This window comes from Amycolatopsis speibonae (assembly GCF_042647925.1).
GTDB lineage: Bacteria > Actinomycetota > Actinomycetes > Mycobacteriales > Pseudonocardiaceae > Amycolatopsis > Amycolatopsis speibonae.
Window position 1 is genome coordinate 43,249 of sequence record NZ_JBHRWK010000058.1, and the last position, 19,880, is coordinate 63,128.

A 19,880-nucleotide genomic window follows, 5' to 3' on the forward strand; every position below is an offset into this window, starting at 1 on the left:
CCCCAGGTCAACGTAGCGCCGTGGGCCGGACACGCGTGCGTCCGTCGGGGCGGTCGTCCGGACGAACCTCAGGCGGCGCGGCGCCCGGCCTTCGGGATGACCAGCGGGGTCCCGGTTTCGGGGCACGGCATGACCCGGCATGGCAGTTCGAAGATCTTCTCGACGTTGTCGGCGGTCACGACGTCTTCGGGCGTGCCTGTCGCCAGGACCTCTCCATTCCGCATCGCGATCATGTGCGTCGCGTAGCGGGCGGCGTGGTTGAGGTCGTGCAGCACCGCGACCAGCGTCCGGCCCTGCTCCTGGTGCAGCTGCGCGCACAGGTCCAGAATATCCATCTGGTGTGCGATGTCCAGATAGGTCGTCGGCTCGTCGAGCAGCAGGAGGTCGGTCTCCTGCGCGAGTGCCATCGCCATCCACACGCGCTGCCGCTGGCCGCCCGACAGTTCGTCGACCAGCCGCTCGGCGAGGTCGTCGATGCCGGTGGCGCGCATGGACTCCGTGACCACGGTGGCGTCCTCTCGGGACCACTGGCGCAGCAGGCGCTGGTGCGGGTACCGGCCGCGCGCGACGAGGTCGGCGACGGTGATGCCGTCGGGCGCGATCGAGCTCTGCGGCAGCAGGCCGAGCCTGCGGGCGACCTCCTTGGCGGGGAAGGAGCTGATCACCTGACCGTCGAGGAACACCGAGCCCTGGCGGGGTTTGAGCATCCGCGCGAGCGCGCGCAGCAGGGTCGTCTTGCCACAGGCGTTCGGGCCGACGATGACGGTGAACGACCGGTCGGGGATGACCACCCCGAGGTCTTCGGCCACGGTCCGGCCGTCGTAGGCGAGCGTCAGGGCGTCCGCGTGCAGGCGTGACGTCGTGCGCTGCTCGGCGAGGGTTTCCACGGTCTCCACGCAGGTTAGGCTAACCTAGTAGTCCGCCGTTGTGGTGTTCCGTAGGTCGCAGTCGGCTCACATCGCCCTTGGATGGCATCATCCGCAGTGCGCTCTCGCGGTGCAATTCCGCGTGTGTTCTCGGTGCGATCGAAGGGGAGGCATGGAGGACTACCGGATAGTCGCGGACGAGATCTCCGCCGATGTCGAGGCGGGCAGGCTTCGTCCTGGCGACAGACTGCCTCCGCAGCGGCGGTTCGCCCGTGAACGAGGGATCGCCAACTCGACCGCCGCCAGGGTCTACGGCGAGCTCGTCCGGCGAGGTGTCGTGGTCGGCGAGGTCGGCCGGGGCACGTTCGTCCGCGCCGGGAGGCCGCCGCTGGAGACCGCGCTCGCCGAGCCGGGCGGAGCGACGGTCGATCTCGAACTCAACTTCGCCGTCCTCCCGGAGCAATCGGCGCTGGTCGGGAAGGCATTGGAGCCGCTCCTGCGGGACGACGTCCTGACAGCGGCGTTGCGGCCGGGGAGCGTCACAGGCTCGAAGCAGGCGAGGGACGCTGTCGCCGGACTGTTCGCGAAGGACGGCTGGGCGCCGGAAATCCTCTTCGCCGGAAGCGGTCGCGAAGCCATCGCGGCCGCCATCGCCGCCTTCGTGCCGATGGGGGAGCGGCTCGCCGTCGAGGCCATCACCTACCCGGTGGTCAAGGCGCTCGCCGGGCGGCTCGGCGTCCAGTTGGTGCCCGTCGAAACCGACGACAGGGGTCTCATTCCCGAGGCGCTCGAAGCCACGTCCGTCCGCGCCCTCTACGTCCAGCCGACGCTGCACAACCCGCTCGGGTCCACAATGGACGAAGCCCGGCGCGTCGAGCTGGCGGAAACCGTGCGCCGGATGGACATCCCGGTGATCGAAGACGGGATCTACACTTTCCTCCGGCCCGAGATCGCTCCTTTCGCGACGTACGCGCCGGAGCGCACGGTGTTCACCGACAGCATGTCCAAACGGCTCGCCCCGGGGCTGACCACCGGATTCCTCGCCGTCCCGGCGGAATGGACGGAGCGGCTGGCCGCGGCGGTGCGCTCGGGTGGCTGGGTAGCGCCCCGGTTCGCCGTCGAAGCCGCCACCCGCTGGATCACCGGCGGCACACTGGAAACCGTCGAACGGGCGAAACGGCTCGACGCAGCCGAGCGCCAGCGGATAACGGCGGCACGCCTCGCGGGGTTCACGCTGCGCGCCGATCCGGCGGCGTACCACTGCTGGTGGGAACTCCCTGAGCACTGGCGCGCCGAAACCTTCGTCGCCGCGGCGGCGCGGCGCGGGATCGCGGTCACCCCGGCGGCCGCGTTCGCCGTCGTCCCCGGGCACGCCCCGAACGCGGTGCGGCTCGCGGTCTCTTCGCCGCCTCTCGAGACACTCGGTGCGGCCCTGGACGTCCTGGCCGGTCTCGCTTCCGGGCGCCCCGAAGACGCCGGCGTCGACTGACTCCTCAGGGGCGGGGCATCCACTTGCCGATGAAGCTGCCACAGGTGACGGTCTGCCCGGTGAGCCGCGACCGCAGCGCGTTCTCCAGCCCGAGGTAGTCGAAGATCGGCGCGTCGCCCGCGACCTCGGCGGGCACCGGCCCGCCCTTGGCCAGGGTCGGCATGCTCACCGTCTGGAACAGCACGAGGTAGTCGCCGTCGCGGTTGAGGTCGTCGGCCGTCGCGAGCATGCGCTGCGGGGCGTCGGCGACGATTTCCAGCGGCAGCGGCCATTCCAGCGGGAAGGGGTTGCGCAGGCCGAAGGCGGGATAAGCGAACGGGTTGTCGGGCAGGACCGCCGTCCGCCCCGCGGGGAATCGCGTGACGCAGTCGTGGATCTGGGAGACGTAGGTGAAAGTGCCCGGGTTCGTCCGGATCCCGCGCATCGACGGCGTCACCGTGCCGAGGTCACCGGTCAGCTTCTCGTGCGCCATGTCCAAGTACGCGGCCTTGTCGTGGTGCGCGACCACGGCCCAGCCCGACACCAGCACCGCGACCAGGCCCATCGCCGTGGCGGCCAGCAGACCGACCGGGCGGGGCGGCTCGGGCAGCGGCGGCAGCGCGTCCGACAGCTCCAGGATCGCCGTCAGCGCCAGCGTCCCGGTGAACAGTGTCGGGGTGTCGTTCCCCCAGGACAGGCTGGTCATGAACCCGGTCGCGAAGACCAGCGCGCCCATTCGCGGGAACCGCCGCTTCGCCGCCCAGTTCACCAGCAGCGCGACACCGAGGATCCACCAGAGGACGTCCGCCCAGCGCGACGCGCCGGTGAAGTGCCCGTCGACGACGGTGCCGACCACCACCGCCACGCCCGCCAGGAGCAATAGCCGCGCGACGATCGCGCCGGTGAATCCGGCGCGGTCGCGGAAGCGCCCGAGCAGCGCGACAAGCGCTCCCGCGATCGCGAAGAAGGTCAAGCCCCGCACCGGTGGCCGCAACAGGGTCTCGGGATTTTCCAGCCACAGACCGAGAAGTCGTTGGCCGTACGCGGGAAGGCCGCCGGTGAGCTGCTCGGCCATCGCGCCGAGCCCGCCGTCGAAGGTGACGAGTCCGATGTAGAGGAGCAGGAAAGCGCCCAGCGCCAGCAGATCCCAGGCCAGGCGTCCCCACCAGCGGCCGGCGCGGAACGCGCCCTCCCGCAGCGAAGGGTGCAGCAGCAACCAGCACAGCGCGATCACCGGGACCGGCGCGAAACTCTGCTTGACGAACACCGCGGCGCCCAGCAGCGCCAGGCCGAGCCGTCGCGGCCACGCCTTGCCTTCGCGCAGCCCGGAATCCAGCGCCCAGAAGCCGCAGGCGGTCAGGAAGATCCCGTCGATCGTGTGCCACGCCATCAGCGGGAAGGCGTTGAGGTTCAGCAGCGACGCGGCCGCCGTCAGCCCGGTGAGCCCCGGGCCCCAGTCGCGGACCCGGCGACGGGTGACCAGGACGGCGAACGCGATGGTCGCCAGGATGATCTCCAGCATGCTGAGCACGCTGGAGACGAAGAACAGCGGCCCCGGCAGGACGAAGTCGACGATGTGCAGGTACGCCGAACCCAGTGGCCGCGCGGAGATGATGTCGGAGTGCGGGACCTCACCGTGCAGCACCCGCCACGCCTGGGCGAGGATGAAGCCCTGATCCGACGGGTGGAAACCGAAGCGCCCCACCCGGAATTCGGTGGCGAAGGCGAGCGCGAGCACCCAGGCCGCGTGCAGCGAAAGCCGCAGCACTGTCCGGGACGGACGTACCACTGCCACGTCCGGTCCGGTCGAAACCGGGGGACTGGCGACGTCCACACTGCCCCTTCCCGCTCGTCACTGCCTCGGCCCGTGCCCGCCGACCCCCCGGCGTATCGGAAACCGATGGTAGCGGCCGGGGGCGTCCCCCGATCGAGCCCGGCGGCAGGGATGTCAGGGACGACGGCGCCAGACCAGCCTGGTGACCGCGCCCGCCACCGACGCGAGCGGAGCCTTCCGGGGCAGGCCACGGGATTCCGGAGCGGACTCCGGCATCGCGCGGTAGACGAGATGGGCGAAGAACCGCGCTGTCTTCGGTGCGACGAGCGTCACCAACTCGGCGGCCGTGCCTTCGGGCAGGTTCAGGATCTCCGGTCGTTTCTCCAGGGCTTTCACCACGAGAGCGGCGGCGCGCTCGGGGGAACTCGACGGCATGCCGCGGTAGGAGCCGGTGGGCGTGATCATGTCGGTGCGCACCAGCGGCATGCGGACCGAGGTGAAGGTGACGCCGTCGGAAAGCGTTTCCCGGCCGGCGGTCAGCCCGAACTCCTCCAGCGCCGCCTTCGATGCCAGGTACGCGGAAAACCGCGGTGTGTCGGTCTGCAGTCCTTGGGTGGTCACGTTGACGATGTGGCCGAACCCGCGCGCGGTCATCGACGGCAGCAGGCCCAGCGTCAGCCGCACGGGACCGAAGTAGTTGATCGCCATCGTGCGCTCGAAGTCGTGGAACCGTTCGGTGGACAGCGAAAGCGAGCGCCGGATCGAGCGGCCGGCGTTGTTGACCAGCATGTCGACGGCGCCGTGCGCGGCGAGCACGTCCTTGACCAGAGCATCGACGGCGTCGCCGTCGGTGAGGTCGCACGGATACGCCGACGCCTTCCCGCCCGCCGCGACGATCTGCTCACGAACCTCTTCGAGGTCGTCGGCGCGCCTGGCCACGAGGATCACTTCGCCGCCCTTCGCGGCGACGGCGAGCGCGGACGCGCGCCCGATGCCCGACGAGGCGCCGGTGATCAGCACCTTGCGGCCGTCGAGCGGTTCCGGCCCCGGACGGCGGCGGCCGCGATCGGGGTCCAGGTGCGCGAGCCAGTACCGGTAGAGCGGACCGGCGTACTCCTTCAACGGCGGCAAGGTGATCCCGCTGCCGTCGAGGGCGGCCGTGGTCGCGCTCGTGTCGAAGTCGACCTCCAGGCTCAGATGGGGCAGGACTTCGAGCGGGATGCCGAGTTCCGTCAGCACCGCCTCGCGGGCCGAACGCCCGCCCGGGACCCGGTCGAATCCGGCGGCCGCGGATTTCGCCAGCCGGGTGCCGGCGCGCTTCAGCGCTCCGGACGGTCGTGCGGGAAGGACGGCGGAGATCTTCGGCGCGTTCGCGGCCCGCGCGAAGGCGTTGTAGACCTCGTGCAGCGGCTGGGGGCGCGGCGACGCGAGGTGGTACGTGCTGCCACTGGGCGCGTCGATGTGCATGAGGTGTTCCATCGCCTCGACGACGTAGTCGACCGGGACGATGTTCGTGGCGCCGAGATCCGGCGCGGCCAGCGGGAGACGGCGTGGCAGCGCGGAGAGCCGCGAGATCGCGGGGAGGAAGTAGTACGGGCCGTCGATCTTGTCCATCTCGCCGGTGCGCGAATCGCCGGCGACGGCGGACGGCCGGTACACGCGGAACGGCGTTTTCCCGTGCCGTCGCACGAGTTTCTCCGCCTCGAACTTCGTCGCGTGATACGGCGACGCGAAGCCCTGGCCGAGGTCGAAGTCGGCCTCGGTGAACCGTCCGGCGTACTGCCCGGCCACCGCGATCGAGGAGACGTGGTGCAAGAGCCCGGCGTTCGCGGCGGCGGCGAATTCCAGGACGTTGCGGGTGCCGTCGACGTTGGCCGCGCGGTTGGCCGCTTCGTCGGCGGTGAGGTCGTAGATCGCGCCGAGGTGCACGACGTGGTCGAGGTGCCCCAGACGGGCGGGGTCGATGCCCAGCGAGGGTTCGGTCAGATCGCCGGTGACGGGAACGAGCTTCTCGTGGCTCGGGAGCTTCCCGCGCGAGGTCTCCCTCACGAGAACATGGACGGCTACGGTCTCAGGTCGCCGCAGTAGGTGTGCGACCAGGCGTTTTCCCAGAAAACCCGTCGCGCCCGTCACAAAGTAGGTGGTCATGGCCGGCTCCTTCCGAACGGGGCCGACTCTACCTACTCAGAAGTAGGAACGGTAGTTGTCATTCACTGTGATCCGGATGTTCGGCCACCGCGACCACGGCGTCGCGGAGCGCGGCGCGCAGGCGCCCCACGTCCAGCGGCCCGAGTACGGCGGCCTCGCCGGGCGGAGCCACGAGCACGATCTTGTCGCTGCTCACGAACACCGTCACGTCCCGGCGCCTGCCCGCGAGATCCCGGCAGCCGACCGACCATTCGTCCCGCGGTGCCAACGTCCTCATCCTCCCGTATCCCATGATCTCCCTTTCTCGTTCGTGGCTGGGACGAGGTGGTTTCGGGGCCGTGACGCGGGTTACCCCACATTCCTACTGATGGGTTAACCGATCCTGCTTATCGTGATCGACTTCCGGTTTCGCTAGGCCGGACGTGGGGGAACCGGAGTAGCGTCCGAGGGAAAGCCTGCTTGGGAGGTCTTGGTGTCCGAACCCAGGAAGATCGTCATCGTCGGGGCCGGCCTGGCCGGAGCGACGGCCGCCGGGACGCTGCGAGAACGTGGCTACGCGGGCGAGATCCTGCTGCTCGGTACCGATACGCATCGCCCGTACGAATTACCGCCGTTGTCCAAAGGGCTCCTGATGGGCAATACCGATGAACCCGATTGGGTACACGACGCGGGCTTCTACGAAGAGAAGGACATCGCTTTCTTGAGCGGTGTCACCGCGACCAAGATCGAACTCGGATCGCGGCTCGTGCACGACGACGCGGGCGGTGAGCATCGCTTCGACCGGCTCGTGCTCGCGACCGGCTCCGAGCCGCGCTCGTTGCCAGTGCCCGGCGGCGACCTCCCCGGACTGCGGACCCTGCGCACCCTCGACGACGCGCTGGCGCTGCGTTCGGCGTTCAAGGACGCCGAACAGGTGGTGATCGTCGGCGCGGGCTGGATCGGCACCGAAGCCGCGGCAGCCGCGCGGGAACACGGCGCCGAGGTGACGGTGGTCGACCAGGTCGGCTCGCCGCTGCTCGCGGTACTGGGCGAGCAGGTGTCCGACGTCTTCAAGGACCTCCACACCGCGCACGGGGTGAACTGGCGGCTGGGTGAAGGTGTCGCGGGGTTCACCGGCGGATCCGACGGGGTGACCGGCGTTCGTCTCCAGAGCGGTGACGAGCTTCCCGCGGACGTCGTGCTGGTCGCCGTGGGCGCCGCCCCGCGGATCGATCTCGCGCACGCCGCCGGGCTGGAACTGTCCGACGACGGCGGTGTCTGCGCCGACGCCGGTCTGCGGACGGCCGCGCCCGACGTCTACGCGATCGGCGACATCGCCGCGCATTTCCATCCCCGCTACGGGAAACGCGTCCGCGTCGAGCACTGGTCGAACGCGAAGTGGCAGGGCGAGCACGTCGCGGGGAACCTGCTCGGGGAGAACGAGCCGTACCTGAAGAGTCCGTATTTCTTCTCGGACCAGTACGACCTCGGCTGCGAATACCGTGGCCTCGCCGATCCCGAAACCGATCAGCTGGTGGTGCGCGGGGACCTCGCGGCGCGGGATTTCACGGCGTTCTGGACGCGGGACGGGCAGGTGACGGCCGCGATGAACGTCAACCAGTGGGATGACGGGGACGCGTTGAAGGCCCTTGTCGACGGTCGCGCGACCGTGACCGCGGAGCAGTTGGAGACGGCTGATCTCAAGTCGCTGGGGTGACTCAAGATGCAATGAAGGGGCCTTTCATAGCAAATTTTGCTATGAAAGGCCCCTTCATTGCGCTTGTGGAGCCCTCAAGCCGCCTGAGCGATCAAAGCCGCCGAAGGCCGCGTCAGGGTCCCGAAGGCCAGCAGCGCGAGCACGCCGAAGGCCGCCATCACGATCCCCATCGGGACCGCCGTACCCGGACCGCCCAGCCCGACCAGCGGCGTCGCCAGCCCGCCGACGACGAACTGCAGCACGCCCAGCAGCGCCGACGCCGAACCGGCGGACCGCGCCTGTTCGGCGAGCGCCAGCGAACTCGCGTTCGGCGCCACCATGCCGATGCTCGACACCAGGATGAACAGCGGGATCAGCAGCCCGATCAGGCCGAGGTCCAGCACGGTCGCGGCGAGCACGCCGAACCCGGCCACCCCGGCGATGACGAGGCCGACGGTCAGGAGCGTCCGCTCCGGGAAACGTCCGACGATGCGTCCGTTCAGCTGGCCGACGAGCACGATGCCGATGCCGTTGAGCCCGAACACCAGGCTGTACGCCTGCGGGCTGAGCCCGTAGACACCCTGCAGCGCGAAGGACGAGCCGGAGATGTACGCGAACAGACTGCCGAACATGAGCCCGGAGGCCAGCGCGTAGCCGAGGAAAGGGCGATCGCGGAGCAGGCTCGCGTACTTCCGCATCACGGAACCGAAGCGCGCCGGCGTGCGGCGTTCCTCGGGCAGGGGTTCCGGCAGCAGGAAGAAGACGACGGCGAGCAGGATCGCGCCGAACACGGTCAGGCAGACGAACACGCCGCGCCACGAGGTCCAGTTCAGGATCTGGCCGCCGATGATCGGCGCCAGGATCGGGGCGAGCCCGTTGACCAGCATCAGCAGCGAGAAGAACTTCGTCATCGCCGTGCCGGAGTAGAAGTCGCGCACGGTCGCCCTGGCGATCACGATGCCGGCCGCGGCGCCGAAGGCCTGGACCCCGCGGGCGGCGATGAGCAGTTCGGCGGTCGGGGCGACGGCGCACAGGATCGAGCCGACCATGTAGAGGGCGAGCCCGGCGACGAGCGGTTTGCGGCGGCCGATCGCGTCGGACAGCGGTCCGAGGATCAGCTGGCCGAGGGCGAGCCCGATGATGAACGCGCTGAGCGTGAGCTGGACGGTGGCGTCCGCCGCGTGCAGTTCGCCCGCCATCTGCGGCAGCGCGGGCAGGTACATGTCGATGGACAGGGGCCCGAAGGCGGACAGGCCGCCGAGGATCAGGACGAACCGGGCGCGTCCGGTCATGGGCGGTCGTTGCGCGACGGTTTCTTCCACTCGCTCGGGCGCGATGGTCATGCTCTTTCCTTCCCCAGACACGGTTCCGCGAGGAACAACTTGCTTAGAGTAGGTAACTATTCCCGCTGTGAGTCTCGCCACCCGGACTTCGCAAGACTGATCCGATCAATTTTCGACACAAATCCCGGCGACCCCTAGATCTTGCCGGAGGTCGTCGGGTATACATCGGATGTCTGTTCGTTGCTGTTGGAGCCGTTGATTGTTGACGGTTCGGCCGGAAGGGAAAATCCGTGCAGCTGTTGCGACTCGGGGAGCCGGGAAGTGAGCGTCCGTTCGTACGTGCCGGGGACGGCACGGTGCGCGACCTCTCGGGGCTGACCGCCGACATCGATGGCAGCTTCTTCGCGAGCGACGGGGTCGCCAGGGTCGCGGCCGCGCTGGCCGCCGGTGAGCTGCCCGAAGCCGGTCCCGAATTCGCCGGGGCCAGGGTCGGCTCGCCGATCGCGCGGCCCGGCAAGGTCGTCTGCGTCGGCCTCAACTACCGGCAGCACGCCGAGGAGTCCGGCGCCGAAGTCCCGACCGAGCCGGTCGTCTTCATGAAGGCCGCCGATGTCGTCGTCGGCCCGGAAGACGACGTGCTCGTGCCGCGTGACTCGACCAAGACCGACTGGGAGGTCGAGCTCGGCGTCGTCATCGGCAAGACCGCGCGCTACCTCGAAAGCGCCGAAGAAGCCCTTGAGTACGTCGCCGGGTACACCGTCTCGAACGACGTGTCCGAGCGCGAGTTCCAGCTCGAACGCGGCGGCACCTGGGACAAGGGCAAGTCGTGCGAGAACTTCAACCCGCTCGGCCCATGGCTGGTCACCGCCGACGAGGTGCCCGATCCGCAGGACCTCGGCCTGCGGCTGTGGGTCAACGGCGAGAAGAAACAGGACTCGTCGACCAAGGACATGATTTTCACGGTCGCCGAGATCGTGCATTATCTGAGTCGGTTCATGGTGCTTCGCCCTGGCGATCTCATCAACACCGGTACCCCGCAGGGCGTCGCGCTCGGTCAGCCCGATCCCAAGCCGTATCTGCGGGAAGGTGACGTCATCGAGCTCGAGATCGACGGCCTCGGCCGCCAGCGCCAGACCGTCAGGCAGGCGTGATGGCGAAGATCGTGGGCATCGAGGTGCTCGACGTCCGCTTCCCCACGTCGCGGGAGCTGGACGGTTCGGACGCCATGAACCCGGACCCGGACTACTCGGCCGCGTACGTCGTGCTGCACACCGACGGCGGCCCGGACGGCTACGGCCTCGCCTTCACCATCGGCCGCGGCAACGACGTCCAGGCCGCGGCGATCCGCGCGCTGGAACCGCACGTCGTCGGCCTGGGCGTGCCGACCGACGCGGCCGCGCTCGGCGCACTGTCGAGGGCACTGGTCGGCGACTCGCAACTGCGGTGGCTCGGCCCGGAAAAGGGCGTCTCGCATATGGCGATCGGCGCGGTGGTCAACGCCGCGTGGGACCTCGCCGCGCGCATCGCCGGGCTCCCTGTCTGGCGCTTCGCCGCCGAGATGTCGCCCGAGGACCTCGTCTCCCTCGTCGACTTCCGCTACCTGTCCGACGCGCTGACCGAGCAGGAGGCGCTCGACATCCTCCGCGCCGCCGAGCCCGGCCGCGCCGAGCGGATCGCCGAGATCGAGCGCGACGGATACCGCGCGTACAGCACTTCCCCCGGCTGGCTCGGCTACTCGGACGCGAAACTCGCCCGGCTCGCCGAACAGGCCGTCGCGGACGGCTTCGAGATGATCAAGCTCAAGGTCGGCGGTGATCTCGAAGACGACGTCCGCCGGATGAAGATCGCCCGCGAGACCGTCGGCGCGGACATCCGGGTCGCCGTGGACGCGAACCAGCGCTGGGACGTCTCGTCGGCGATCGCCTGGATGACCGAGTTGGCGCCGTACGACCCGTACTGGATCGAGGAACCCACCTCGCCGGACGACGTGCTCGGGCACGCCGCGATCGCCAAGGCGCTCGCCCCGATCCGCGTGGCCACCGGTGAGCACGTCCAGAACCGCGTGGTGTTCAAGCAACTGCTGCAGGCGGGCGCGATCTCGGTGCTGCAGCTGGACGCCGCCCGGGTCGGCGGGTTCAACGAGAACCTGGCGATCCTGTTGCTGGCGGCCAAATTCGACGTCCCGGTGTGCCCGCACGCCGGCGGGGTCGGGCTGTGCGAACTCGTGCGGCACCTGTCGATGTTCGACTTCGCGGCCGTGTCCGGCTCGGACGTCGACAGGTCCATCGAGTGGGTCGACCACCTCCACGAGCACTTCACCGACCCGGCGGTCGTGACCGACGGCCGCTACCTGGCGCCCTCCGCGCCGGGCTTCTCGGCACGGATGCACGACGCGACCCTGCGCCGGTTCACCTTCCCCGACGGTCCAGAATGGACGGAGATCGACAGTGAGTGAGTTCGAAGGCCTCGTCGCCGCCGTCACCGGCGGTGCCTCCGGCATCGGCAGGGCGACCGCGGATCTGCTCGCCTCGCGCGGGGCGACGGTCGCGGTGCTCGACCTGAAACCGGACGACCTCGCCGAAGGGCTCACCGGGTTCCGCTGCGACGTCGGTTCCGACGACGAGGTCCGTTCGGCGATCGACGCGGTCGCCGAGCGTTTCGGCAGGCTCGACGTCCTGGTCAACAACGCGGGCATCGGTGCCCAGGGCGACGTCGCCTCCAACAGCGACGACGAATGGCATCGGGTGCTCGACATCAACGTCGTCGGCATGGTGCGGCTCGCGCGGGCCGCGTTGCCGCATCTGAAGAACTCGCCGTCGGCCGCGATCGTCAACACCTGTTCGATCGCCGCGTGGGCGGGCCTGCCCAACCGTGCGCTGTACTCGGCCAGCAAGGGCGCGGTGCTCTCGCTGACCCTGGCGATGGCGACCGATCACCTCGCCGACCGGATCCGGGTCAACTGCGTCTGCCCCGGCACCGCGGACACCCCGTGGGTCGGCAGGCTCCTCGACTCCGCCGGCGACCCGGAGGCCGAGCGAGCCGCGCTGGCCGCCCGCCAGCCGATGGGCAGGCTGGTGACCGCGGACGAGGTCGCGAACGCCATCGTGTATCTCGCCAGTCCGCTTTCGGCTTCGACCACCGGCACGGCGCTCGCCGTCGACGGCGGTATGTACGGGCTGCGCCCGCGCGGCCCGGTCCAGCAGTAGCTCCCTACCCGGTTCCGGCTGTCATCAAGGAGGATGCGGTGCGTACGAGGGTGATCAAGGTGGCCGCCGCGGCCACCGCGCTCGGGCTGGCCCTGTCGGCCTGTGGGTCCACGAAGGACAACGTTCCGAAACCGGGTGCCGGTGGAGCGCAGGGCGGCAAGGTCGGCGCGACGATCCCGTTGCTGACCTCGCCGTTCTGGCAGGCCTACAACAACTACGTACCGCTGAAGGCGAAGGAACAGGGCGTCGACGCGCTGCCGACGGTCAACGCGGACAGCGACTCGGCGAAGCAGATCACCGACGTCAACACCCTGCTCAACCAGGGCGTCAAGGGTCTTGTCGTGACGCCGCTGGACTCCGCGGCCGTCGTGGCGGGTCTCAAGGCCGCGGAGAACAAGGGTGTCCCGGTCGTGGCTGTCGACGTCGCGCCCGAGAGCGGCAAGGTCGCGATGGTGGTGCGCGCGGACAACAAGGCGTACGGCACCAAGGCCTGCGAGGCGATCGGCGCGAAGGTCACGTCGGGCAAGGTCGTGCAGGTCATGGGCGATCTCGCCTCGGTCAACGGCCGCGACCGGTCCGAAGCGTTCCGGGAATGCATGAAGGCGAAGTTCCCGGGCGTGCAGGTGCTGGAGGTCGCCGCCGAATGGAAGGCGGACAAGGCTTCGTCCGGTTTGGACAGTCTGCTGACCGCCAACCCGGACATCAAGGCCGTGTACATGCAGGCGGGCGGCGTCTACCTGGCGCCCACGCAGCAGGCGCTCAAACGCAAGAACCTCTACTTCCCGGTCGGCGACCCGAAGCACGTCGTGCTGGTCAGCAACGACGGGATCCCGCAGGAACTGGCCGCGATCCGCGCGGGCGAACTCGACGCGACCGTCTCCCAGCCCGCCGACGACTACGCCAAGTACGGCATGTACTGGGTCAAGAAGGCGATGGCGGGGGAGACCTTCAAGGCCGGGCCGACCGACCACGGCAGCACGATCGTCGAGGTCCGGCCGGGCATCCTCGAAGACCAGCTTCCGGCGCCTGTCGTCACCAGGGACAACGTGGACGACAAGGCCTTGTGGGGGAACAACCTGTGAGCGCGCTGCCCGCCGGGTCCGCCGCCGTGCCGGTGGTCAGCGCACAGGGCGTCGGTAAACGCTACGGCCCGACCGTAGCGCTGTCCGACGTCAGCATCACCGTCAACCCCGGCGAGTCGCACGCGCTCGTCGGGCGCAACGGCGCGGGGAAGTCGACGCTGGTCTCGATCCTCACCGGACTGTCCAAAACGGATACCGGATCGGTCGAGTTCGGCGGCGTCCCCGCCCCTCCCCTGTCCAAACAGGACGACTGGAAACGCGCCGTCGCCTGTGTCTACCAGCACGCGATGGTCGTCCCGCAGCTGACCGTCGCGGAGAACCTGTTCCTCAACCGCCAGTCCGGCAAGGGGTTCGCGATCGGCTGGCAGCGGTTGCGCCGCCAGGCCAGGGAACTGCTCGACTCCTGGGACGTGGGTGTCGACGTCGACACCCCGGCGGGCGAGCTTTCGGTCGAGGACAGGCAGTTCGTCGAGATCGCCAGGGCACTCTCCTACGGCGCCCGGTTCATCGTGCTCGACGAGCCGACGGCGCAACTGGACAGCCAGGCGATCGAGCGGCTTTTCGACCGGATGCGCCAGCTGCAGGCGAACGGGGTGACGTTCCTGTTCATCTCGCATCACCTCCACGAGGTGTACGAGGTGTGCCAGGCGGTCACCGTGCTGCGCGACGCCAAGCACATCCTGACCGCGCCGGTCTCGGAAGTGGGCCGCGCCGAGCTGATCGACGCGATGACCGGTGAGGAGGGCGGGCTTTCCGTCCGCGACGCCTCGACGCGTGAGGCGCTCGCGCCGGACGCCGACGAGGTGCTGACCGTCGACGGGCTTTCCGGTGACGGCTTCGAGGACGTGACGTTCCGGATCCACCGCGGCGAGGTGATCGGGCTCGCGGGCAGCAACGCCAGCGGCAAGCACCAGGTCGCCGAAACCGTGTACGGACTGCGTTCGCCGATCGCCGGCACGATCCGGATGGACGGGAAGCCGCTGAAGCGCGGTGACATCCCGGCCGCGATCCGCGCCGGGATCGGCTGTGTGCCGAGAGATCGACATCACGAAGGACTCGTGCTCGAACACTCGATCGCGGACAACGCCACACTGTCCATTTTGGATCGCATGGGCAAGGGCGGCCTCGCGTCGCCGGGTGCGCGCTACGGGCGGGCCGCCAAGGCGCTGACGGACTACGACATCGTCGCGGCCGACGCCGACCAGCCGGTGTCCGACCTTTCCGGGGGTAACCAGCAGAAGGTCGTCCTTGCCCGCGCGCTGGCAGGGGAGCCGCGGCTGGTCGTGCTGATCAATCCGACGGCGGGCGTGGACGTGAAATCGAAGGAGGCGCTGCTCGCGGTCGTCGACCGGGTGCGGGCCGAGGGCAAGGCGGTCCTGATCGTCAGCGACGAGCTGGACGATCTTCGGCTGAGCGACCGGGTACTGGTGCTGCGCGCCGGCGCCGTGGTCGCCGAACACCGGGCAGGCTGGTCCGACGGCGACCTCGTGGCCGACATCGAAGGAGTCGAGCGGTGACCGAGTTGATGACCGATCCGAAGACTTCGTCGTTCGCGGCCCCGCCGCGCCGCCGGAAGTTCCGCTGGCTGCGCGAACTCGCCCTGGTGCCGGCGCTCGTGGTGGTGCTGATCATCGGAGGACTGATCAGTGACACGTTCCTGACCTTCGGCAGCATCGTCGGCATCCTGTCCGCCTCGGCGGCGCTGTCGATGGTGGTGCTGGGCGAATCGCTCGTGCTCCTGACCGGGAAATTCGACCTGTCGCTGGAATCGACCATGGGCATGGCGCCCGCGCTCGGCGCGATGCTCGTCATCCCGGTGGCGTCCTCGGGCTTCGGCACCGAGATCCCCGGCTTCGCGGGCGTCCTGGCCGTGCTGGTGGCCGGTGCCGCGATCGGGTTCGTGAACGGGTTCCTGATCATCAAGCTGAAGCTGAACGCCTTCATCGTCACGCTGGCGATGCTGACGGTGCTGCGCGGCACGCAGATCGGGTCCACGCAGGGGAAGACGCTCTTCGACCAGTTGGACGTGTTCACCGCGCTGGCGACGACGACCTTCGTCGGGCTCCCGATGTCGGTGTGGCTGGCCGCGGCGCTGTTCACCGCTTTCGGCCTGGGGCTGCGGTATCACCGGATCGGCCGCTCGCTGTACGCCATCGGCGGGAACTCCGAAGCCGCGCGGGCCGCCGGTATCCGCGTCGACCGGATCTCGTGGGGCGTCTTCGTCGTGGCCGGGGTGCTGGCCGCGCTCGGCGGGCTCGCGTACACGGGTTACGTCGGCGCGCTGGGCGCGGATCAGGGCGACGGGCTGATCCTGCAGGTGTTCGCCGCTGCGGTGATCGGCGGTGTCTCCCTGGACGGTGGAAAGGGCACGCTGGTCGGGGCACTCACCGGAGTCCTGCTCCTGCAGACGGTCACCAACCTGCTGCAGGTCGCGCAGGTGCCGCCCGAGTGGCTCAAGGCGATCTACGGCGTGATCATCCTGGTCGCGCTGATCATTTCCCGCTACGCGAGCGGGAAAGCCCAAACTTAGTCCGAAAGTCCGTGAAGGCCTCCTTCACTACCTTGAGGGTAGGGAAGGAGGCCTTCACGGAGCATCCATGGAGGAGTGCGGTGTCAGGAAAGTTCCGCGGCGGCGGTGGGATCGTCCGCCGTGCCGAGGGCGTTGCGGAGCCACTGCTCCACCCCCGCCACGTGCACGGTGGCCCAGGAACGCGCGAGTTCGGGTTCGCGGGCGGCGATGGCCTCGTAGATCGCCGTGTGCTGCTCGCGGGTCTTCGCGACCGCGCCCTCCTGGGTGAGCCCGCGCCAGATGCGGGCGCGCGCGGTGGGGCCGGACAGGCTGTCCAGCAGCGAGCACAGCACCGGATTGCCGGAACCGTCCGCGATCTTGCGGTGGAACTGCAGGTCGTTCGCGACCAGCGCCTCCACCGTCGGCGAGTCGGCGAGTTCGTCGAGCAGGCGGCCTAGTTCCGCGATGTCCTCGTCGCCCATGTGCATCGCGGCCATCGCCGTCGCCGCCGGTTCGAGGATCCGGCGGACGGCGAGGAAGTCCAGCACGGTGTCGTCGCGGTGGAAGTCCACCACGAACGTCATCGCGTCGAGGAGGAGATTCGGTTCGAGGCTGGTGACGTACGTTCCGTCGCCCTGGCGGACGTCGAGCACGCGGATCAGGCACAACGCCTTCACCGCTTCGCGCAGCGAGCTGCGGGACAGGCCGAGCCGCTGGGCCAGTTCGGCCTCTTTCGGCAGCCTGTCGCCAGGAGCAAGCTCGCCGGAGATGATCATGTCCTTGATCTTGTCGATCGCGACATCGGTGACCGGCATGTTCCACCGCCCTCCCCGAAGACCTCGGATGTTTGAGTGTCAGTTGACAGAGTGCCATGTTTCGAGTTGAGGAGGCGCGGTGACCCACGGTGTCGCACTACAAAGAGTGGCACTCCACACCCGGCTGAAGCCGGGCAAGGAGGCCGAATACGAGTCGGTCCACGCCGTCATCCCGCCTGACCTGGACGAAGCCCTGCGCGGTGCGGGCGTGCGTTCGTGGCGGATCTGGCGTGACGGTCTCGATCTGTTCCACGTGGTGGAGGTGGAGGACTACGCGAAGATGCGCGAGGTCCTGCGCGAGCATCCGGCCAACATTCCGTGGCAGGCGCGGATGTCGGAACTGCTCGACGTCGAAGACGACTACTCGGGCGGCGATTCGGGTCTCGGCCTGGTTTGGGAGCTTCCGTGAAGATCTCCCTGTCCCCACTGGGGCTCGGCTGCGCGCAGCTGGGCAACCTGTACCACGCCATCGCCGACGAGACGGCCGAAGGGACCGTCCGGCAGGCGTGGGACGAAGGCATCCGGTACTTCGACACCGCCCCGCACTACGGTCTCGGGCTGTCGGAAAGACGGCTGGGCGCGGCGCTTTCGGCGTATCCCCGCGCGGACTTCGTGGTGTCGACGAAGGTCGGCCGGGTGCTGGAACCCGATCCCGGCGGCGCGTCGCGCACCGACTCCCAGGGGTTCGTCGTTCCCGCCGCCTACAAACGCCGCTGGGACTTCAGCCGCGACGGGATCCTCCGGTCGCTTGAGGACAGCCTGGACCGCCTCGGGCTCGACCGGGTGGACGTCGTCTACGTGCACGACCCGGACGAACACTTCGAGGACACCGTCGACGGCGCGTTCCCCGCGCTGCTCGAACTGCGGGACCAGGGTGTCGTCGACGCCATCGGGGCCGGGATGAACCAGGCGCCGATGCTCTCGGAATTCGTCCGCCGCTTCGATCTCGACGTGATCCTGCTGGCGGGCCGGTACACCCTGCTCGATCAGCCCGCCCTCGACGATCTTCTCCCGCTGTGCACGGAACGCGGGGTGGACGTGGTGGTGGGCGGCGCGTTCAACGCCGGGATCCTCGCCACCGCGTCGCCGGGCACGATGTACGACTACGCCGAGGCTCCGGCCGAACTGGTCGAGCGGGCCCAGCGGATCGCCGAGGTCTGCGAGCGGCACGGTGTCGAACTCCCGCAGGCCGCTCTAGGCCTGCCCGCCGCGCATCCGGCCGTGGTGTCCGTCGTCGTCGGCGCGCACGATCCCGGCCAGGTCCGGCTCAACGCCGAACGGTTCCGGCGGCCGGTGCCGCGCGAGTTGTGGACGGACCTGATCCGTGCGGGACTGTTGCGTGAGGACACCGTGCTGCGACAGGAGGACCGGCCGTGATCGACGCGCACCACCATCTTTGGGACCCGTCGCGGCGGGACTACCCGTGGATGTCGGGCACGGCGCTGGAACCGATCCGCCGTCCGTACACAGTGGACGATCTCCGCACGGTGACCAAAACGGCCGGGGTGAAGGGGACCGTGCTGGTGCAGACGGTCTCGTCGGAGGAGGAGACGCGCGAGTTCCTCGCCGCCGCTCAGGCCGAAGCGCTGATCGTGGGCGTGGTCGGCTGGACCGACCTCACCGCCCCCGACGTCGCCGAGCGCGTGGCCGCGTTTTCCGGTCCGCTGGTGGGAATCCGGCATCAGGTGGAGAACGAGCCGGACCCGTCGTGGCTGACGCGGCCCGACGTCCTGCGCGGTCTCGCCGCTCTCGGCGAGGCAGGACTGGCGTACGACCTGCTGGTGAAGCCGCCCCAGCTTCCCGCGGCACTCGCCGCGGCGAAAGCGTTGCCGGATCAGGTTTTCGTGCTCGACCACGCCGCGAAGCCGCCGATCTCCTCGGGAGACTGGCAGCCGTGGGCGGACGGTGTCGCGGCCTTGGGCGAGCTGGGCAACGTGTACTGCAAGCTCTCGGGGCTGGTGACCGAAGCGGACTGGGCGCGGTGGAAGGTCGGGCAGCTGGCGCGCTGGGCGGAGCACGTCCTGGAGTCCTTCGGTGCTTCGCGGCTGATGTTCGGCTCGGACTGGCCGGTCTGCGAACTCGCGGCCGCGTACGAGGTCGTCGTGGACACGGCGTTCTCGCTGACGGGCTCGTTGAGCGACGCCGAGCGGCTGGAGTTCTTCGACGGCACCGCGAGGCGCGCTTACCGCCTCTCGTGATCAGAGACGGGTCTCGCGTGCTCGAGACATGACAAAGAACCGGCACGAAGCCGGTTCGAGGAAGAAAGTGGGCGGCGCGGGGTCCGGGCGCCTGAGAGCCGCCGATCAACGACCTGCGGCAGGGGGAAACAAGATCAGAACTCGTCCTGCTTGACCATCGTCCGCAAGCGGGCCAGTGCGCGGTGCTGCGTCACACGCACGTTGCCGGCGGAGATGCCCAGCGCCTCGGCGGTCTCGGCGGCGGAAAGGCCGACGGCGATGCGGAGGGCGAGGATCTCCTGCTGTACTCGCGGCAGGGTGGAGAGCAGACGGTTGAGCCGGGCACCGAGGTCCAGGTGCAGGGCGTGCGTTTCGGGTTCGTTGTCGCCGATGGGCCGTTCCGGCAGTTCCGGTACCGGTTCCGACCGGTCACGGGAGACCGAGCGGTAGGCGTCGGCGACCTTGTTGGCGGCGATCGCGTGCACGAGATACAGGAACGAGCCGCCGCGATCCTGATAGCCCGGCAGTGCCTTGAGCACCGCCATGCACACTTCCTGCGCGACGTCGTCCGCCGACAGGTAGGACAGATCGCGGCCACCCATTCTGGCGCGGCAGTACCGGACCACGACGGGGCCGATCATCCGCAGCAGTGACTGGATCGCGGCGGGATTCCCGTCGCCCGCGTCCTTGACGAGAGGATCGAGGTCCTCTTTCGTCAGCCGTCCGCCCGGTCGAGGCAGGTTCTCCGGAGTCGTGTATCCGGGGACCGCATCGGGGGTGACGGTTCTGGACGCGCTTGAAGTTGCTTGCATGGTCGTCCTCCCCGGCCGACCCTGCGACTGTCGCTGTCGAGGGGCCAACACTCCGTAACGATTGA

Annotated in this window: 18 protein-coding genes; 11 read left to right on the forward strand and 7 right to left on the reverse strand. The window is 69.2% G+C overall.

The genetic code is table 11. The features are described 5' to 3' along the window. Positions 1-68 precede the first annotated feature (68 nt). Positions 69-896 carry an ABC transporter ATP-binding protein gene (locus tag ACFOSH_RS30995; RefSeq protein WP_378242903.1) on the reverse strand — a complete coding sequence of 276 codons (828 nt, stop codon included), beginning with the start codon at positions 894-896 and terminating at the stop codon, positions 69-71. Positions 897-1,038: 142 nt separating this feature from the next. Here ACFOSH_RS30995 and ACFOSH_RS31000 point away from each other — a divergent pair, with 142 nt between their 5' ends. After that, positions 1,039-2,355, forward strand: a complete 1,317-nt coding sequence (locus tag ACFOSH_RS31000; RefSeq protein ID WP_378242904.1) for an aminotransferase-like domain-containing protein — start codon at positions 1,039-1,041, stop codon at positions 2,353-2,355. Positions 2,356-2,359: 4 nt separating this feature from the next. Here ACFOSH_RS31000 and ACFOSH_RS31005 read toward each other — a convergent pair whose 3' ends face one another. From ACFOSH_RS31005 to ACFOSH_RS31015, 3 genes are all read right to left on the reverse strand, one after another. Then, a complete protein-coding gene (locus ACFOSH_RS31005; RefSeq protein WP_378242906.1) occupies positions 2,360-4,168 on the reverse strand; it encodes a hypothetical protein in 1,809 nt (602 codons plus the stop codon). Positions 4,169-4,282: 114 nt separating this feature from the next. Then, positions 4,283-6,256 carry an SDR family oxidoreductase gene (locus ACFOSH_RS31010; protein WP_378242908.1) on the reverse strand — a complete coding sequence of 658 codons (1,974 nt, stop codon included), beginning with the start codon at positions 6,254-6,256 and terminating at the stop codon, positions 4,283-4,285. A 58-nt stretch (positions 6,257-6,314) separates the two neighbouring features. Then, entirely contained in the window at positions 6,315-6,533 is a 219-nt protein-coding gene (locus ACFOSH_RS31015; RefSeq protein ID WP_039922712.1) for a hypothetical protein, read from the reverse strand. A 195-nt stretch (positions 6,534-6,728) separates the two neighbouring features. Between ACFOSH_RS31015 and ACFOSH_RS31020 the strand changes: the two genes are divergently transcribed. Continuing rightward, entirely contained in the window at positions 6,729-7,952 is a 1,224-nt protein-coding gene (locus tag ACFOSH_RS31020; RefSeq protein WP_378242910.1) for an NAD(P)/FAD-dependent oxidoreductase, read from the forward strand. 74 nt (positions 7,953-8,026) lie between these two features. Here ACFOSH_RS31020 and ACFOSH_RS31025 read toward each other — a convergent pair whose 3' ends face one another. Beyond that, entirely contained in the window at positions 8,027-9,274 is a 1,248-nt protein-coding gene (locus ACFOSH_RS31025) for a Bcr/CflA family multidrug efflux MFS transporter (protein ID WP_378242912.1), read from the reverse strand. A 230-nt stretch (positions 9,275-9,504) separates the two neighbouring features. Between ACFOSH_RS31025 and ACFOSH_RS31030 the strand changes: the two genes are divergently transcribed. From ACFOSH_RS31030 to ACFOSH_RS31055, 6 genes are read left to right on the forward strand one after another with little or no spacing between them, the layout of a single operon-like run. After that, entirely contained in the window at positions 9,505-10,365 is an 861-nt protein-coding gene (locus ACFOSH_RS31030) for a fumarylacetoacetate hydrolase family protein (protein ID WP_378242914.1), read from the forward strand. Further along, entirely contained in the window at positions 10,365-11,669 is a 1,305-nt protein-coding gene (locus ACFOSH_RS31035; protein ID WP_378242916.1) for an enolase C-terminal domain-like protein, read from the forward strand. Before ACFOSH_RS31030 ends, ACFOSH_RS31035 begins: the two co-directional genes overlap by 1 nt. Next, positions 11,662-12,420, forward strand: a complete 759-nt coding sequence (locus ACFOSH_RS31040; RefSeq protein WP_378242918.1) for an SDR family NAD(P)-dependent oxidoreductase — start codon at positions 11,662-11,664, stop codon at positions 12,418-12,420. The genes ACFOSH_RS31035 and ACFOSH_RS31040 overlap by 8 nt, the downstream gene beginning before the upstream one ends. Before the next feature lie 38 nt (positions 12,421-12,458). Continuing rightward, positions 12,459-13,502, forward strand: coding sequence for a sugar ABC transporter substrate-binding protein (locus ACFOSH_RS31045; RefSeq protein ID WP_378242920.1), 1,044 nt, complete (start codon positions 12,459-12,461; stop codon positions 13,500-13,502). Continuing rightward, positions 13,499-15,019, forward strand: a complete 1,521-nt coding sequence (locus tag ACFOSH_RS31050; protein ID WP_378242922.1) for a sugar ABC transporter ATP-binding protein — start codon at positions 13,499-13,501, stop codon at positions 15,017-15,019. Before ACFOSH_RS31045 ends, ACFOSH_RS31050 begins: the two co-directional genes overlap by 4 nt. Then, complete coding sequence (locus ACFOSH_RS31055) at positions 15,016-16,032, forward strand: ABC transporter permease (protein WP_378242924.1); 1,017 nt, start codon at positions 15,016-15,018, stop codon at positions 16,030-16,032. Before ACFOSH_RS31050 ends, ACFOSH_RS31055 begins: the two co-directional genes overlap by 4 nt. An 83-nt stretch (positions 16,033-16,115) precedes the next feature. On the opposite strand, the gene ACFOSH_RS31060 is transcribed toward ACFOSH_RS31055, so the two are convergent. After that, entirely contained in the window at positions 16,116-16,826 is a 711-nt protein-coding gene (locus tag ACFOSH_RS31060) for a FadR/GntR family transcriptional regulator (RefSeq protein WP_378242926.1), read from the reverse strand. Positions 16,827-16,932: 106 nt separating this feature from the next. Between ACFOSH_RS31060 and ACFOSH_RS31065 the strand changes: the two genes are divergently transcribed. From ACFOSH_RS31065 to ACFOSH_RS31075, 3 genes are read left to right on the forward strand one after another with little or no spacing between them, the layout of a single operon-like run. Beyond that, complete coding sequence (locus tag ACFOSH_RS31065) at positions 16,933-17,235, forward strand: L-rhamnose mutarotase (RefSeq protein WP_378243032.1); 303 nt, start codon at positions 16,933-16,935, stop codon at positions 17,233-17,235. After that, the gene (locus ACFOSH_RS31070) at positions 17,232-18,203 is read left to right on the forward strand and encodes an aldo/keto reductase (protein ID WP_378242928.1); all 972 of its coding nucleotides are present in this window, start codon (positions 17,232-17,234) and stop codon (positions 18,201-18,203) included. The genes ACFOSH_RS31065 and ACFOSH_RS31070 overlap by 4 nt, the downstream gene beginning before the upstream one ends. Then, positions 18,200-19,024 carry an amidohydrolase family protein gene (locus ACFOSH_RS31075; RefSeq protein ID WP_378242929.1) on the forward strand — a complete coding sequence of 275 codons (825 nt, stop codon included), beginning with the start codon at positions 18,200-18,202 and terminating at the stop codon, positions 19,022-19,024. The genes ACFOSH_RS31070 and ACFOSH_RS31075 overlap by 4 nt, the downstream gene beginning before the upstream one ends. A 134-nt stretch (positions 19,025-19,158) precedes the next feature. Here the strand turns inward: ACFOSH_RS31075 and shbA are convergent, their stop codons facing one another. Further along, complete coding sequence (gene shbA, locus ACFOSH_RS31080; RefSeq protein WP_378242931.1) at positions 19,159-19,815, reverse strand: RNA polymerase sigma factor ShbA; 657 nt, start codon at positions 19,813-19,815, stop codon at positions 19,159-19,161. Between the last annotated feature and the right edge of the window lie 65 nt (positions 19,816-19,880).

Bases quoted from the DNA above. Each gene is read 5' to 3' on its own strand.
- ACFOSH_RS31060 (WP_378242926.1), bottom strand. From the start codon at position 16,826: ATGCCGGTCACCGATGTCGCGATCGACAAGATCAAGGACATGATCATC.
- ACFOSH_RS31010 (WP_378242908.1), bottom strand. From the start codon at position 6,256: ATGACCACCTACTTTGTGACGGGCGCGACGGGTTTTCTGGGAAAACGC.
- ACFOSH_RS31015 (WP_039922712.1), bottom strand. From the start codon at position 6,533: ATGAGGACGTTGGCACCGCGGGACGAATGGTCGGTCGGCTGCCGGGAT.
- shbA (WP_378242931.1), bottom strand. From the start codon at position 19,815: ATGCAAGCAACTTCAAGCGCGTCCAGAACCGTCACCCCCGATGCGGTC.
- ACFOSH_RS31035 (WP_378242916.1), top strand. From the start codon at position 10,365: ATGGCGAAGATCGTGGGCATCGAGGTGCTCGACGTCCGCTTCCCCACG.
- ACFOSH_RS31025 (WP_378242912.1), bottom strand. From the start codon at position 9,274: ATGACCATCGCGCCCGAGCGAGTGGAAGAAACCGTCGCGCAACGACCG.
- ACFOSH_RS31000 (WP_378242904.1), top strand. From the start codon at position 1,039: ATGGAGGACTACCGGATAGTCGCGGACGAGATCTCCGCCGATGTCGAG.